General features: G+C 69.6%; 10 protein-coding genes. 3 read left to right on the top strand and 7 right to left on the bottom strand.

What is annotated here, in order from left to right; all coding sequences use genetic code 11:
* The first annotated feature begins 445 nt into the window (after positions 1-445).
* From I5731_RS17935 to gmk, 3 genes are all read left to right on the top strand, one after another.
* Positions 446-3,280, top strand: coding sequence for a valine--tRNA ligase (locus I5731_RS17935; RefSeq protein WP_197312789.1), 2,835 nt, complete (start codon positions 446-448; stop codon positions 3,278-3,280).
* Between the two features lie 274 nt (positions 3,281-3,554).
* Positions 3,555-4,439: a YicC/YloC family endoribonuclease gene (locus I5731_RS17930; RefSeq protein ID WP_197312788.1), complete on the top strand. Its 885-nt coding sequence runs from the start codon at positions 3,555-3,557 to the stop codon at positions 4,437-4,439.
* A 20-nt stretch (positions 4,440-4,459) separates the two neighbouring features.
* Entirely contained in the window at positions 4,460-5,116 is a 657-nt protein-coding gene (gmk, locus tag I5731_RS17925; RefSeq protein ID WP_197312787.1) for a guanylate kinase, read from the top strand.
* Positions 5,117-5,144: 28 nt separating this feature from the next.
* Here gmk and I5731_RS17920 read toward each other — a convergent pair whose 3' ends face one another.
* The 7 genes from I5731_RS17920 to I5731_RS17890 form a co-directional block, all read right to left on the bottom strand.
* Positions 5,145-6,818 carry a methyl-accepting chemotaxis protein gene (locus I5731_RS17920; RefSeq protein ID WP_197312786.1) on the bottom strand — a complete coding sequence of 558 codons (1,674 nt, stop codon included), beginning with the start codon at positions 6,816-6,818 and terminating at the stop codon, positions 5,145-5,147.
* 137 nt (positions 6,819-6,955) lie between these two features.
* Complete coding sequence (gene rsmA / locus I5731_RS17915) at positions 6,956-7,807, bottom strand: 16S rRNA (adenine(1518)-N(6)/adenine(1519)-N(6))-dimethyltransferase RsmA (RefSeq protein WP_197312785.1); 852 nt, start codon at positions 7,805-7,807, stop codon at positions 6,956-6,958.
* Positions 7,808-7,844: 37 nt separating this feature from the next.
* Entirely contained in the window at positions 7,845-8,903 is a 1,059-nt protein-coding gene (gene pdxA / locus I5731_RS17910; RefSeq protein ID WP_197312784.1) for a 4-hydroxythreonine-4-phosphate dehydrogenase PdxA, read from the bottom strand.
* A 72-nt stretch (positions 8,904-8,975) separates the two neighbouring features.
* Positions 8,976-9,935, bottom strand: coding sequence for a SurA N-terminal domain-containing protein (locus I5731_RS17905; RefSeq protein WP_197312783.1), 960 nt, complete (start codon positions 9,933-9,935; stop codon positions 8,976-8,978).
* Between the two features lie 209 nt (positions 9,936-10,144).
* Positions 10,145-12,535 (bottom strand): LPS-assembly protein LptD, encoded by a 2,391-nt coding sequence (locus I5731_RS17900; RefSeq protein ID WP_197312782.1) that lies wholly within the window; start codon positions 12,533-12,535, stop codon positions 10,145-10,147.
* On the bottom strand, positions 12,532-13,623 hold the full coding sequence (gene lptG, locus I5731_RS17895) for an LPS export ABC transporter permease LptG (protein WP_197312781.1): 1,092 nt from the start codon (positions 13,621-13,623) through the stop codon (positions 12,532-12,534). Before lptG ends, I5731_RS17900 begins: the two co-directional genes overlap by 4 nt.
* Entirely contained in the window at positions 13,620-14,804 is a 1,185-nt protein-coding gene (locus tag I5731_RS17890; protein ID WP_268926587.1) for an LptF/LptG family permease, read from the bottom strand. The genes lptG and I5731_RS17890 overlap by 4 nt, the downstream gene beginning before the upstream one ends.
* Between the last annotated feature and the right edge of the window lie 50 nt (positions 14,805-14,854).

The following is a 14,854-nucleotide window of genomic DNA, read 5'->3' as shown; positions in this document are numbered from 1 at the left end:
GAGAAGGTGCCCGAAGGGCGGATGAGGGGTTGCGGCCTCGCCGCGGGCTCTGAGATTGCGGCGAGCCCGCCCCCCTCATCCGGCGCTCCGCGCCACCTTCTCCCGCGAGGGGAGAAGGGGGTGCCGGCGCCGTGCCAACGCAACAGCCCGGCTTCCGCCAGAGTCATCTGCTTGTGAGACTTGCACTCTTGCCCTTCTCCCCTTGTGGGAGAAGGTGCCCGAAGGGCGGATGAGGGGTTAGAGCCTCACCGCGGGCTCTGAGATTGCGGCGAGCCCGCCCCCTCATCCGGCGCTGCGCGCCACCTTCTCCCGCAAGGGGAGAAGGGGTTGCCGGCGCCGTGCCTTGCTTGCGCGACCCGGCCCGCCCGTCGCCCGCGTTGACTTGGCGGCGCCGGTCGGCTTTACACCCATGCATACCGCCCGCAGAGACGAAGACGAACATCCCATGCTGGACAAGACTTTCGATGCCGCCGCCGTCGAGCCCCGCGTCGCCGCCGCCTGGGAGGCGGCCGGTGCGTTCAAGGCCGGCGCCGGTGCCGTAGCCGGCGCCGAGCCCTACACGATCGTCATCCCGCCGCCGAACGTCACCGGCTCGCTGCACATGGGCCATGCGCTCAACAACACGCTGCAGGACGTGCTGGTGCGGCTGATGCGTATGCGCGGGCGCGACGTGCTGTGGCAGCCGGGCCTCGACCATGCCGGCATCGCGACGCAGATGGTGGTCGAGCGCCAGCTCGCCGAGCGCCAGGAGCCCGGCCGCCGCGACATCGGCCGCGCCGCCTTCGTCGACAAGGTCTGGAGCTGGAAGGCCGAATCCGGTGGCACCATCGTCAACCAGCTGCAGCGCCTCGGCGCCTCGTGCGACTGGTCGCGCGAGCGCTTCACCATGGACGAGGGCCTGTCGAAGGCCGTCGCCAGGGTGTTCGTGCAGCTTTACCGCGAGGGGCTGATCTACAAGGACAAGCGCCTCGTCAACTGGGACCCGAAGCTGCTCACCGCGATCTCCGACCTCGAGGTCGTGCAGACCGAGGTGAAGGGCAACCTCTGGCACTTCCGCTATCCGCTCGCGGACGGCGCGACCTATGCCGCCCCGATCGCCTGGGACGAGGACGGCAGCCCGACCGAGTTCGAGATGCGCGACTACATCACCGTCGCGACCACCCGGCCGGAGACCATGCTCGGCGACACCGCCGTCGCGGTGCACCCGGACGACAACCGCTACCGCGAGCTGGTCGCCAATGGCGCCAAGGTGCTGCTGCCGATCGTCGGCCGGCTGATCCCGATCGTCGCCGACGAGTATTCGGACCCCGAGAAGGGCACCGGCGCGGTCAAGATCACGCCGGCACACGACTTCAACGATTTCGAAGTCGGCCGCCGGCACGACCTCGCCGCGATCAGCATCCTCGACGTCGAGGGCAAGGTCGTGCTCCACGGCAACGAGGACTTCCTCGCCGGCCTCGAGCCGACCGAGATGCAGCGCGGGGTCTGGGACCAGTTGCACGGCCTCGACCGCTTCGAGGCGCGCAAGCTGATCGTGCGGATCTTCGAGGAGGCCGGCTTCCTCGAGAAGATCGAGCCGCACGTCCACATGGTGCCGCACGGCGACCGTGGCGGCGTGCCGATCGAGCCGTTCCTCACCGACCAGTGGTACGTCAACGCCCACGAACTCGCGAAGCCTGCGATCGCCAGCGTCCGCGCCGGCCGCACCAACTTCGTGCCGAAGAACTGGGACAAGACCTATTTCGAGTGGATGGAGAACATCCAGCCCTGGTGCATCTCGCGCCAGCTCTGGTGGGGCCACCAGATCCCGGCCTGGTACGGCCCGGACGGCCGCATCTTCGTCGCCGAGACCGAGGCCGAGGCGATCGGCGAGGCGCTGGCGCACTATGTGACGACCGGCATGTTCACCGACGAGGAGGCGCGCCTGCTCGCCGGCGATCCGGAGCGCTGCGCGATCTTCCTCACCCGCGACGAGGACGTGCTCGACACCTGGTTCTCGTCCGCCCTGTGGCCGTTCTCGACGCTCGGCTGGCCGGACAAGACGCCCGAGCTCGCGCGCTACTACCAGACCGACGTGCTCGTCACCGGCTTCGACATCATCTTCTTCTGGGTCGCCCGGATGATGATGATGGGCCTCCACTTCATGGACGAGGAGCCGTTCCACACCGTCTACATCCACGCCCTCGTCCGTGACGAGAAGGGGGCGAAGATGTCGAAGTCGAAGGGCAACGTGCTCGACCCGCTCGTCCTGATCGACGAGTACGGCGCCGACGCGCTGCGTTTCACGCTGACCGCGATGGCCGCCCAGGGCCGCGACATCAAGCTCGCGCCGGCCCGCGTCGCCGGCTACCGCAACTTCGGCACCAAGCTCTGGAACGCCGTGCGCTTCGCCGAGATGAACGGCTGCGTGCGCACCGCCGGCTTCGATCCGGACGCCGTCACCGAAACCATCGACCGCTGGATCGTCGTGGAAGTGGCGAAGGCCGCCGAAGGCATCGCGGCCGCCGTCGACGCCTACCGTTTCAACGATGCGGCGGCGGTCGCCTACGGCTTCGTCTGGAACAGCTTCTGCGACTGGTACCTCGAACTCGCAAAGCCCATCCTCACCGCCGAGGACGGGCCGGCGAAGGACGAGGTGCGGGCGACGACGGCGTGGGCGATCGACGAGATTCTGAAGCTGCTGCATCCCTTCATGCCCTTCATCACCGAGGAACTCTGGGCGCGCACCGCCGAAAACGGCGGCCCGCAGCGCGAGAGCGTGCTGGCGCTCACCCGCTGGCCGGAGCGGCCGGTGGTCGCCTCCGTCGCGGCCGACGAGATCAACTGGCTGGTGACGCTGATCACCGAGATCCGCTCGGTGCGGGCGGAGATGAACGTGCCGCCGGCGACGCTGGTGCCGCTGGTGCTGGTCGGCGCGTCCGACGTCACCCGGGCGCGGCTCGGCACCCACGAAGGCGCGCTGAAGCGGCTCGCCCGCCTCTCGGAGGTCTCGGTCGCCGACCGGGCGCCGGGGCAGGCGGCGCAGATCGTGGTCGGCGAGGCGACCGCCTGCCTGCCGCTCGCCGGCGTCGTCGACATCGCCGCCGAGCATGCGCGGCTCGAGAAGGAACTCGTGAAGCTCGGCGAGGAGATCGGCCGCATCGACAAGAAGCTCGGCAACGAGAGTTTTGTCGCCCGCGCGCCGGAAGAGGTGGTCGAGGCCGAGCGCGAGAAGCGCGACGGCTACGCCGAGCGCCGCGACAAGGTGGCGGAGGCGCTGGCGCGGCTGCGGGCGGAGTAGGCGCGGGGGCTGTTTCGCAGGCTGGTCTTGGGGCCATCCCGCCGTGCTGCCATACCCATCCCCGCCTCATCCTGAGGAGCATCGCCGAAGGCGATGCGTCTCGAAGGACGAGGCGGCCCGGTCGCGGGCGGTACCTGGCGGACGATGGGGGCCGCCCTCGTCCTTCGAGACGGCCCTTGCGGGCCTCCTCAGGATGAGGGCGGTTTTTAAGCCTCGCTTCGACTGCGCCCTATGTCCGGTGCAGGCCCGGACAACAGAAGAACGGAACGCAAAAATGCCCATCGTCAGCATGACCGGCTTCGCCCGCCACGACGGCCACGTCGGCCCGTGGCGCTTCGCCTGGGAGCTGCGGTCGGTGAACGGCCGCGGGCTCGACCTGCGCCTGCGGCTGCCGCCGGGCGCCGAGGCGATCGAGGCGCAGGCGCGGGCGAAGCTGCAGGGCGGGCTGGCGCGGGGCTCGGTCAACTGCACGCTGACCCTGGAGCGCGACGGCGCCGCCAGCGGCTATGCGATCAACCAGACGCTGCTCGACCTGCTCGTCGAGACCGCGAAGCGCTATGAGGGCGAGAAGCACCTGCGCCGGGCCTCGATCGACGGGCTGCTCGCCGTCCGCGGCGTGGTCGAGCCAGTTGCCGTCGCCGCCGACGAAGCCGCCACGGCGGCGCGCGACGCGGCGCTGGTCGCCGCCTTCGACACGGCGCTCACAGCGTTCAAGGCGTCGCGCGCCGAGGAAGGCGCGGCGCTCGCCCGCATTCTGTCCGGCCAGATCGACACGATCGAGAGCCTCGCCGCTGCCGCCGAGGCCTGCCCCGCGCGGCAGCCGGAGGCGATCCGGGCGCGGCTCGCCGACCAGCTTTCAGCCCTCTTCGGCCGCGCCGAACTCGATCCGCAGCGGCTGAACCAGGAAGCGATGCTGATCGCCGCCAAGGCGGATGTGCGCGAGGAGCTCGATCGGCTCGGCGCGCATGTCGCGCAGGCGCGCGGCCTGCTCGCCGCCGACGGTGCCGTCGGCCGGCGGCTCGATTTCCTGGCGCAAGAATTCAATCGCGAAACCAACACGCTCTGCTCCAAGTCGAACGACACCCGGCTGACCGAGATCGGCCTCGCCCTCAAAGCGGTGGTGGACCAGTTCAAGGAGCAGGTGCAGAACGTCGAATGAAGACGAGAGGCGAGGCCACCATGACCGCAGGCGTGCAGACCACGGGACACACGCGGCTCGCCCGCCGCGGCGTGATGATGGTGATCTCGTCACCGTCCGGCGCCGGCAAGGGCACGCTGTCGCGGCTGCTGCTCGAGCAGGACAAGGAGATCGAGCTCTCCGTGTCGGTGACCACCCGGCCGCGCCGGCCGAGCGAGATCGACGGCATCCACTATCATTTCATCGAGAAGCGCCGCTTCCTGTCGATGGCCGAGGACGGCGACCTGCTCGAATGGGCCGAGGTGCACGGCAACTACTACGGCACGCCGCGGGCGAAGGTCGAGGAGGCGCTGGCTGCCGGCCGCGACGTGCTGTTCGACGTCGACTGGCAGGGCGCGGCGCAGATCAGGGAGCGGATGGAGGAGGACGTCGCGGCGATCTTCATCCTGCCGCCGACAATGGCCGAGCTGCGCTCGCGCCTGCATCGCCGGGCCGAAGACCCCGAGGACGCCATCGAGCGCCGGCTGTTCAACGCGCGCTCGGAACTGCAGGAATGGCCGCGCTTCGACTACGTCGTCATCAACGACGACCTCGATGGCGCCTTCACGGACCTGAAGGCGATCCTGCGCGCCGAGCGCTTGAAGCGCGAACGGATTTCGGGCGCGGTGGCCGACTTCATCGCCGAACTGCTCGGCTGAAGCGGCGACCGCGCCCGGGTCGGAAGGATCAGGCGGCGCGGATCGTCGAGAGGATCTTGTTCACCTCGGAGCCGAGCAGGTCGCTCTGGCGCGACAGTTCGCGGGCCGCCGACAGCACCTGACCCGAGGCGGCACTCGCGTCGCTCGCCGCGCGGCTGACCGTCTCGATGCTCTCCGTAACCTGACCCGTGCCGCGCGAGGCCTCCTGCACGTTGCGGGCGATCTCCTGCGTCGCGGCGTCCTGCTGGCGCACCGCGCCGGCGATCGCCGTGGCGATGCCGTTGAGGTCCTTGATCACCGCGCTGATCGCGCCGATCGCGGTCGCCGACTCGGTGGTCGAGGTCTGGATCTCGGCGACCTGGCCGGCGATTTCGTTGGTCGCCTTGCTGGTCTGGGTGGCGAGGTTCTTCACTTCCTGCGCGACGACCGCAAAGCCGCGGCCGGCCTCGCCGGCGCGGGCCGCCTCGATGGTGGCGTTGAGCGCCAGCAGGTTGGTCTGCTCGGCGATCGTGGTGATCAGGCCGACGATGTCGCCGATGCGCGTCGCGGCGACCGACAGCCGCTCGACCTTCGACGAGGTCTGCTGGGCGCTGCCTTCGGCGGAGGTGGCGATGCGGGCCGATTCCATCACCTGGCGGCCGATTTCACCGACCGAGGCGCTGAGTTCCTCGGCGGCGGAGGCGACGGTCTGCACGTTGGCGGAGGCCTCTTCCGAGGCGCTCGCCACGGTGACGAGCTGGCCGGAGGTGCTTTCGGCGCTGTGCGCCATGGCGCGGGCCGAGGCTTCGAGCTGGTTCGCGGCGGCGGAGACGCCCTGGACGATGCCGCCGACGGCGCGTTCGAAGTCGGATGCGACCTGATGCATCAGCTGCCGGCGCTGGGCGGCGCGGGCCGCCTCGGTGGCCTCCTGCTCGCGCTTCAGCTGGTCGGCCTCGGCGAGGGCGACGCGGAAGCGCTCCGTCGTGCGCCAGAGGTCGCCGATCTCGTCGTTGCCCGGCTTCGGCTCGGTGGCGACGGCGAGGTTGCCGTCCGCCATCTGCTTCAGCGCGGAGGCGACGCGGGTCATCGGCCGGGCCATCTTCGCCGTTCCGATCCAGATCGCGATGCCGACGCCGACGAGCAGCGCGAGGGCGGCCGAGGCGAGCATGGTCCAGAACGCGGTCGTGTAGTTCGCGGCCTTCTCGGCGCGCAGTGGATCGAGCGCCCCGCGCACCTTGTCGATGTTCTCCGAAAGGCTCTTCTGCAGCGCCTGACGGTTGGCCCGAACGTCGGGCTCCTTCAATCGCGCCATGCCGGCCGCGGCACCCTCGCGAGCGCCGAATTCGGCGAGCTCGAGCCGCAGGGCACCATAGGCACCGACGTCGCGCGCCATCGTCTCGAACAGGGGCATGTCCTCGGCGGCGACGACGCCGCGCCAGTCGGCGACCGACTGGTTGAGCGTCTCGAGGTTCTTCTTGATCTCGTTCAGGTAATCCGCGCTCTCCTCGGCATTGCGCGCCGAGGTGATGCCGCGGTTCGAAGCGTTGACCGCCGTGATCGCGCCGTTGAGCCGCTCGGCGAAATAGGCCTGCTGGTCGAGCGAGTCGAGGCGGTCCATCTGCGCGTTCAACGAATTCATCGACGCGAGGCCGATCGCGCCCGTCACGATCACCGCCACGCCCAGCACGGCGACCACACTGAAAATCTTGCCCTGAACCTTCATCGCCCAGCCCCCGAGTCGGAAAGGCCGAGTACGGCCGTTGCGCGCGATAGTCGTCGGTGAACGGTTGCGGTTGCGTAAACTTCGATGGAGATTCGGCGAAACCCGTTTACCACGAGCGGGATCGCCCGGCTGCGCGCTCAGCCGCGGCCGGTGGCGGCGTCGAAGGCGTTGGCGAGCGCGACGAAGCCGGCGACCGGGATCGTTTCCGCCCGGGCGGTCGGATCGATCTCGACGGCAGCGAGCAACGCGATCGGATCGACGCCGAGCGCCTTCAGGCTCTGGCGCAGCATCTTGCGGCGCTGGCCGAAGGCGGCGGCGGTGACGGCTTCCAGGGCGCCGAGCCGGCAGGGCAGCGGCGCCGGGTGCGGCTCGAAGTGCACCACGGTGGAGGTCACCTTCGGCGGCGGCACGAAGGCGCGCGGCGAGATGTCGAACATCTGCGTAGCAATGCTGCGCCAGCCCGCGAGCACGCCGAGCCGGCCATAGGCGTCGTCGCCGGCCGCGGCGGTGATGCGCTCGGCAACTTCCTTCTGGAACATCAGCGTCATCGACGCCCACCACGGCGGCCACGGATCGAGCGACAGCCAGCCGATCAGGAGCTGCGTCCCGACGTTGTAGGGGAGGTTAGCGACGATGCGGACGGGGCCGCCGGCGAGCGCGCCCATGTCGATGGCGAGGGCGTCACCCTCGATCACCTCCAGCCGGCCGGGATAGCGCGCCGCGATTTCGGCGAGCGCCGGAAGGCAGCGCGGGTCGCGTTCGATCGCCACGACGCGCTCCGCTCCGGCCGCGAGCAGCGCCCGGGTCAGGCCGCCCGGGCCGGGACCGACCTCGAGCACGGTGTGCCCGGCGAGCGGTCCGGCCGAGCGGGCGATGCGGGCGGTGAGGTTGAGATCGAACAGGAAGTTCTGGCCGAGCGCCTTGCGGGCGTCGAGCCCGTGCGTCTTGACCACCTCGGACAGCGGCGGCAGGTCGTCGATCGCGCTCATCGCGGCCGTCCCGCCACGTGCAGCGGGCCTGCGGCGCTCATGACAGCGCCGGCTCGGCCGGCTGCCCGGTTGCCGCCATCTCCGCCGCCATGGTGATCGCCGCGATCATGCTGTCCGGGCGGGCGATGCCGCGGCCGGCGATGTCGAAGGCGGTGCCGTGGTCGGGCGAGGTGCGTACGAAGGGCAGGCCGAGCGTCACGTTGACGGTCTCGTCGAAGGCGATCGTCTTGACCGGGATCAGCACCTGGTCGTGGTACATGCCGAGCACCGCGTCGTAGCCGGTGCGCGCGCGCGGGTGGAACAGCGTGTCGGCCGGGTGCGGCCCGGTCGCGTCGATGCCCTCGGCGCGCAGCGCGGCGATCGCCGGCGCGACGATCGCGATGTCCTCGCCGCCCATCGCCCCGTCCTCGCCGGCATGCGGGTTGAGGCCGGCGACGGCGAGCCGCGGCCGGGCGATGCCGAAGCGCCGGGTCAGGTCGCGCGCGACGATGCGGCCGGTCTCGATGATCGCCTGGGTCGTCAGCCGCCGCGGAACCTCCGCCAGCGGAATGTGGATGGTGACCGGTACGCCGCGCAGCTCCGGCCCCGCCAGCATCATCACCGGCTGCGCCGGCCGTCCCGGCCAGTAGCGGCCCGCGAGATGGCCGAGGAACTCGGTGTGGCCGGGGAACGCGAAGCCGGCGCCATAGAGCGCGGCCTTGTGGATCGGCGCCGTCACCAGTCCCGCCGCCTTGCCGGCCGCGATGTCGGCGACGCCGCGCTCGATCGCGGCGATCACGCCGCGCGCGGCGACCGGATCCGGGCGACCGGGGCTGTCGGGCAGGGGATGGCCGGTGCCGACGATCGGCAGGGCCCGGGCGAAGGTCGCGGCCGCGGCGCCGGGTTCGACCTCCGCCAGCGGCACGTCGAGGCCAGCTCGGGCGAGCCGGCGCGCCACGAAGCCCGCATCACCGACGAGATAGAACGCCGGCAGCGCGAGCGCGCTCCGCCGAAGCCAGGCCTGTGCGACGATCTCCGCGCCGATGCCGGCGGGCTCGCCGATGCTGACGGCAAGCGGCAGCGCGGGAAGGTCGGAGCGTCGGGCGCCGGCAGGCATCGGGGGATATCCGTCGAAGGAAATTTGCCGGGAGGCGCGGGGCCGCCCGGCGTCTGCGCGCGAAGGGGCGCCTCAGCGCATGGTGATGCTGGCGCGCTGGCGGAGCTGGCGCATCATGGTCTGCGACAGCTGCTGGCCCTGCGCATTGAGCTGGTCGGCGTCCATGCCGCCGGCCGTCACGGCGGCCTCGCCGGTCACCGTCTGCTTGCCGCAGACGGCATAGAGCTCGACGCCCTGCGGCGTGACCACCGGCTTCGTCAGGCGGCCTACGTCGGTCTCCTTGACGAGAGCGGCGATGTTTTCCGGCAACTCACCCGCGAGCCGCCGACCGACGTTGAGCACTGCGACCTCGCGCAGCGTTTTCGCCGTGGCGAGTCCCGCGTCACAGGAGGTGAAGCGGCCGCGAAGCTGCTCGGCTTCCTGGCGGCGCCGGCTGATCTCGGCGTCGGGTGCACCCTTGCGCAGGGTGAAGATGACGCGCTGAAGCACGAAATCTTCGGCAGTGACGTCGATTCCGGCGTTCTCTTCGCGTCGCATCTGCGCGATCAGATCATTGCGCTCCTGCCGCACCGTCTGCTGCAGGCGGGCGCGGATCAGGCGGCCCCAGCCGATCTGGACCCGGATGCGCTCGCGCAGGGTCTTGATGTTGACGCCGACCTGGCCGAGCGCCTGGGTGAACTGCGCCGGCGACATCTTGGACCGGCCGGCGATCTCGGCGATCGCCGAGTCGACCTGCGCATCCGGAACCGCGATGCCGACGCGCTTCATTTCCTGCAGCCGCAGCGTATCGTCGATGAGTTCGTCGGTCGCGGCCTTCTGCGCGGCGGCGCCGGACAAGCGCTGCGACACCTCGATCAGGCGGGCGCGCTGGGCGATCTCGAAACTGGTGACGGCGCTGTCGTTGACGACGACCCGGATCCCGCTCTGGGCGAAAACGGGCGCGGCACCGAGCAGCGGCGCGGCGACGGCGACCGCGATCACGGCGACGCTGCAGCGGCGGAGGATCGAGCGCGCGACGGAAGCGAAAATCATCTTGTCGGTAACCGTTGTTGTCGTTGACGAACGAAATGGCGTTTCAGGTCGTGTTTCCGGTCTAACGCAATGCGCGGGCCGTGAATAGGCACCGAGTGTCGACCGTGACGGACGATCACGTCAAGTAAAGCGCCGATATGGCAAAAGCATGTTGCCGCAGGCCGCGCCACGCCGGCGATCGGGGCGGCATCCGCCGTCCCGTTTGCGGGTCAGTCCAGCACGTCGGCGCTGGCCGAAATGTCGCCGAGCGTCCGGAAGCCGAGCTGCAGGAACACCGTCCGGTCGATCGGCTCGCCGTTGGCGCGCGTCCGGTCCTCGGCATAGGACAGCGACACCGAGAAGGCCTCGTCGTCATAGGCGATGCCGACCGCGTCGCGCACGAAGTTGTCGTTGATGATGTCGAAGCGGGTCGACCCGAAGATCCGCCAGTTGGCGTCGAGGCGCAGGCTGACCGCGCTCTGCAGTTCGGAGCGGTTCGTCGTGATGCCGAGGTCGGGCTGCTCGCGCAGGAAGGCGTAGGTGAGCGAGGCCGTCAGCGGACCCGACAGGCCGAGCAACTGGGCTTCCGCCCGCTGCACGGAAAAATCCTCGTCGTCGAAGCGGGCGCGGGCGCCGAACTGCAGGCCCTGGCCGGTGGCAATCGACAGGCCGGCGACGTAATCGGACTTGTCCGAGGCGAGGCCGGAATCGAGACCGGTGCCGTAGACGTTGTCGGCGGCGTAGGAATTGCGCCCCGCGAGGTGGAACGACTGGCCGATCAGCGCGCTGATCGAGCCGCCGATGGCGAGGTTGGTCGTGTTGCGCAGGCCGACGTTGAGCCGGGTGCCGCCTTCCTCGCGGTCGAAGCCGGAGAACTTGTCGATGTCGAACAGCGACGTTTCGTCGAACACGAGGCTCTGCGAATCCTCGTTCGGCACCTCGCCGAGCAGCATCTCGTCCGGACGGACGATGAGCTGGGCGATCGGCTCGAACACCTGGGTGCCGAGGGCGCTCTGGGCGAGGATCGGATAGCTGTACTCGAGCCCGATCCGCGGCATCACCCGCCCGAACGCACCTTCATCGATGTTGGCGGTGCTGTCGTCGTGCAGGGTCGAGTAGAACACGTCGCCGCTGACGCCGGCGAAGGGCGTGAACACCTGGCCGAGCGGATCGACGAAGCGCCGCCGCCACGACACGTCGGCACTGGCGCGCGTGAACGTGCCGCCGACGCCGCGAAACCGCTCGTCGCCGACGCCGAAGGCGAAGATATCGTCCTCCTGGCGCGTCAGGCTGGTGAAATTGCCCTCGAGCTTGACCTCGCCGCCGGCGATCTGCTGGTCGAACACCTTGTAGTAGTCGACGACCGGGTGAACGAAGGGCTGCTTGTCCTGCAGGTCCACGTCCTGCGGCTGCAGGGCGACGCCGTTGAAGGCCTCGTCCTCCTGCTGCACCAGAATGCCGTAGGCATGCGCCTCGAAGCGGCTGCGATTGCCCGCGCCGATCAGGTAGAGATCGGAGATCGCCGCGTCGTTGCTCGCCTTCGGCAGGTCGTAGTCATTGAGGAACGAGCGGTCGGAGGCGACCGCGATATCCCAGCCCCATTTCCAGCGCTGGTTGATCTTGAATTCGCCGGTCGAGAACAGCGCCGCGCGGTTCTGCACGTCGCCCGAGGTGCCGTCGAAGGCGTCCGGGTCCGACTGGTGGATGCCGGCAACGCGGATCGAATAGGCGCCGTCGATCAGCCGGTGGCGGAACTCGGCGTCGGCGAGGAAGCCCTGGCGCGAGTAGACGGCCGGCCGGAACGTCAGGTCCATGTTCGGCGCCAGCGCCCAGAAGTAGGGGACGACGACACCGAGGCCGAGATCATCGTTGTAGACCGGGCTCGGCGCGAGGAAGCCGGTCTTGCGGCGCACCGTCGGATCGGGCTGCGTCAGCACGGGCACCCAGGCGATCGGGACGCCGAGGAACTCGAAGCTCGCATCCCGCATGGTGACGGTCTGCTCGCCCTGCTTGTGGATGATCCGCCGCGCCTTGATGCGCCAGATCGGCTCCTTGCCCTTCACCCCGTCGCAGTCGACGCACGGCAGGTAGGTGCTGTCCTCGAACGTGGTGACGTCGTCGCCCTCGCGGGTCGCCCGTGCCGAGCGGAACGCCGTCCGCTGGCTGGTGACCACCTCGAACGCCTCGACCACGCCGCGGCTGAGGTCGTCGGCGAGCTCGACGCGCTCGGAACGAACGATGTTGCCGCCTGGCTCGGTGAGTTCGACCGAGCCGATGGCGGTGACCATCTGCGTCCGGCGATCGACCTCGACGCGCTCGGCGACCAGCACGTAGTCGCCGTAATAGATCACGACGTTGCCGACGGCGGAGACCTGCTCGGTATCGATGTCGTAGACGAGGGTGTCGGCCTCGAGCACCATGCGCTGGTCGCTGGTGGCGGCTTGCGTGGCGAGCAGGTCACCCAGCGAGCCGTTGGCCGACGCGTCCTGCGCCGCGGCCGGCAGGCCCGCGATCAGCATGGCGGCCAGCGAAACGCCGGCGAGCAGCGAGGCCCCTGCGGAAAGGCGCCTCGTGCGAATGGCCGGTGACGGATCGTCCGGGAGGGACGTACCGAGTCTCATCCATCCTCCCGGAACAACAGGACCGTCGATCCCAGCGACAACGCGATGGCGGCAGGCGCCCAGGCGGCGAGCATGGGCGGAACAAGCCCCTCGCTGCCGAGATCGCGAAAGATTTCAGTTCCGACATAAAGCATGAAGCCTGCAGCGATGCCACCGAGAATCATCCGACCACCGTTGCCCATCCGGCTGCTGCCGAGCGACACCGTGGCGGCGATCAGCACCATGGCCGCGAGCAGGGCAGGGCGCGCAATAAGCGAATGATATTGCAGGCTGAATCGATACGGCGGCAGGCCGGCGTTCGCGGCCTGCGAAATCACGGTCGGCAGGCGCCAGAACGAGACCGCCGTCGGCGACGACAGCCGCTCGGAGACCTGCTGCGGCGTCAGCGCGGAAGGAATTTCCAGCCGTTCCGCGGTCCGCGGCTCGCCCTCGACGTCCCAGATGCGCGCGTCGGTCAGCGTGAACCGTCCGTCGCCCAGTTCGGCCGACGAGGCCTCGACGCGGCGGGCCAGACGCCCCGTCGCATCAAAGTTCCAGAAGACTGGTGCAAGGATGACACGCCCGCCGTCGAGGACACCGCCCACGCGCACGATCGAATCGCCTTCTTCGGTGTGTTGGCGCAGCCAGGTCGAGCTCGAGGCGTCGCCGAGGATCGAACTGACGCGGCCGACGGCCTCGGCCGCGATGCGGTCCGATTGCGCCTTCATCGCGGTCGCCATCGGATTGTAGACCGTGGTCGCGAAGATGCCGATCACCAGCGCCACGATCACCCCCGGCGCGCTGAACTGCCAGACCGACAGGCCGGCCGAGCGGCTGACCACGAGTTCGGACCGCCGCGACAGGTTGACGAGGCTCGCCATCGAGCCGAGCAGCACGGCGAACGGCAGCACCTGTTCCGACAGCGCCGGAATGCGCAGCGCCGAGACGGCGACGACGGAGGCGAGGTTGAAGTTCGGCTTCGAGGCGGCGGAGCGCAGCACCTCGAGCAGGTCAATCAGGAACGTAAGCAGGATGATCCCGGCGAACAGGCCGAGGATCCAGCGCAGGAACAGGCCGGCGATGTAGCGGAACAGCGTCCGGCCGATCATCGGGCGCCTCCGCCCGGCAGCGGCGAGCGGCGCACGCGGTCGGCAATGCGCGCCGCGGCCGAGCGCAGGATTCCATCGAGACGCGGCGAGAGCTGCGGATCGACGCCGGCGGCGATGGCGAAGGCGAACACCGTGATCAGCGACAGCGGCAGCAGGTAGAGCAGCGGTACGGCGGCGACGCTGTTGGCGGCGACGCCCGCAGCGCCGAAGCCGGCGAGCCGGACGAGACAGGCGGCGAAGAGGGCGGTGATCACCGCGACGAACCGGGTCTGCCGCGTGCTGCGCGGAAAGCCGAGGAAATAGAAGGCGGCGAGCACCATCGCCACGGGATAGAGCCCGGTCGTCAGGCGGTTGTGGATTTCGGCGGTGAAGCGATCGGCATTCTCGGCCCGGTAGGGATCGTCGGCGGGCGTTTCGATCAGCTGGACGAAGGTGCGCTCGCCGACCTCGTAGGGGCGGTCGCTCACTTCCGGCTGCAGCGTCGAGAGGTCGAAGGCATAGGACCCGAAGGCGACGAAGGTGCTGGCGCCGGAATCGGCGCGGCGGCGCTCGATGGTCCCGTTCTCCATCACCATCAGCGTCTTGCCGAGCGCCTCGATGAAGCGGCCCTGCTCGGCGGTGTAAGTGTAGGTGAGGTCGGGGTCGCGCGCATCGTAGATGAACAGGCCGCGGATCGATCCGTCACCGACGCGGTTGCGCATGTGGAACGTGAAGTCGTCGTCGATTTCGACGAAGCGTCCAGGCTGGGCGATGTTGGCGATCACGTCGGCCCGCACCGCGGTGGTGTAGTCGCGCAGCTTCTGCATGCTGGCCGGACCGGCCCACATCGCGATCCAGGCGACGAACAGGCTGGCGAGCAGCCCGGCGCCGAGGAAGGGCCCGAGCGTGCGACGCTGCGACTGGCCGGCGGCGTTGATCGCGATCAGCTCGCTGTTGGCGTGCATCTGGTTGAGCACGATGATCATCGCGAAGACGAGCGCGAAGGGCGCGACGATCGAGACGAGGAAGGGGATCGCGAGCAGCGTCATCGCGAGGTAGGTGAGCAGCGCCTGGCCCTTGGCGGTGACGAGGTCGAAGCGGCGCAGCGCCTGCGTGACCCAGACGATGCCGGTGAGCACGCCGAGGATCGCGATGCTCCAGCCCATCGTCTGCCTGAAAAGGTAAATGCCGATACGCCGCATTACACCGCCCGAACCAATCGCCGGCCCCCGCCGCTACGGCATGCTCTCAC

Origin of the sequence: Methylobrevis albus, from assembly GCF_015904235.1 — a bacterium.
Classification (GTDB): Bacteria; Pseudomonadota; Alphaproteobacteria; order Rhizobiales; family Pleomorphomonadaceae; genus Methylobrevis_A; species Methylobrevis_A albus.
This window is presented reverse-complemented; position numbering and strand designations above follow the sequence as displayed.

Bases quoted from the DNA above. Each gene is read 5' to 3' on its own strand.
- I5731_RS17930 (WP_197312788.1), top strand. From the start codon at position 3,555: ATGCCCATCGTCAGCATGACCGGCTTCGCCCGCCACGACGGCCACGTC.
- I5731_RS17920 (WP_197312786.1), bottom strand. From the start codon at position 6,818: ATGAAGGTTCAGGGCAAGATTTTCAGTGTGGTCGCCGTGCTGGGCGTG.
- rsmA (WP_197312785.1), bottom strand. From the start codon at position 7,807: ATGAGCGCGATCGACGACCTGCCGCCGCTGTCCGAGGTGGTCAAGACG.
- pdxA (WP_197312784.1), bottom strand. From the start codon at position 8,903: ATGCCTGCCGGCGCCCGACGCTCCGACCTTCCCGCGCTGCCGCTTGCC.
- I5731_RS17890 (WP_268926587.1), bottom strand. From the start codon at position 14,804: ATGCGGCGTATCGGCATTTACCTTTTCAGGCAGACGATGGGCTGGAGC.
- I5731_RS17935 (WP_197312789.1), top strand. From the start codon at position 446: ATGCTGGACAAGACTTTCGATGCCGCCGCCGTCGAGCCCCGCGTCGCC.
- I5731_RS17900 (WP_197312782.1), bottom strand. From the start codon at position 12,535: ATGAGACTCGGTACGTCCCTCCCGGACGATCCGTCACCGGCCATTCGC.
- gmk (WP_197312787.1), top strand. From the start codon at position 4,460: ATGACCGCAGGCGTGCAGACCACGGGACACACGCGGCTCGCCCGCCGC.
- lptG (WP_197312781.1), bottom strand. From the start codon at position 13,623: ATGATCGGCCGGACGCTGTTCCGCTACATCGCCGGCCTGTTCCTGCGC.
- I5731_RS17905 (WP_197312783.1), bottom strand. From the start codon at position 9,935: ATGATTTTCGCTTCCGTCGCGCGCTCGATCCTCCGCCGCTGCAGCGTC.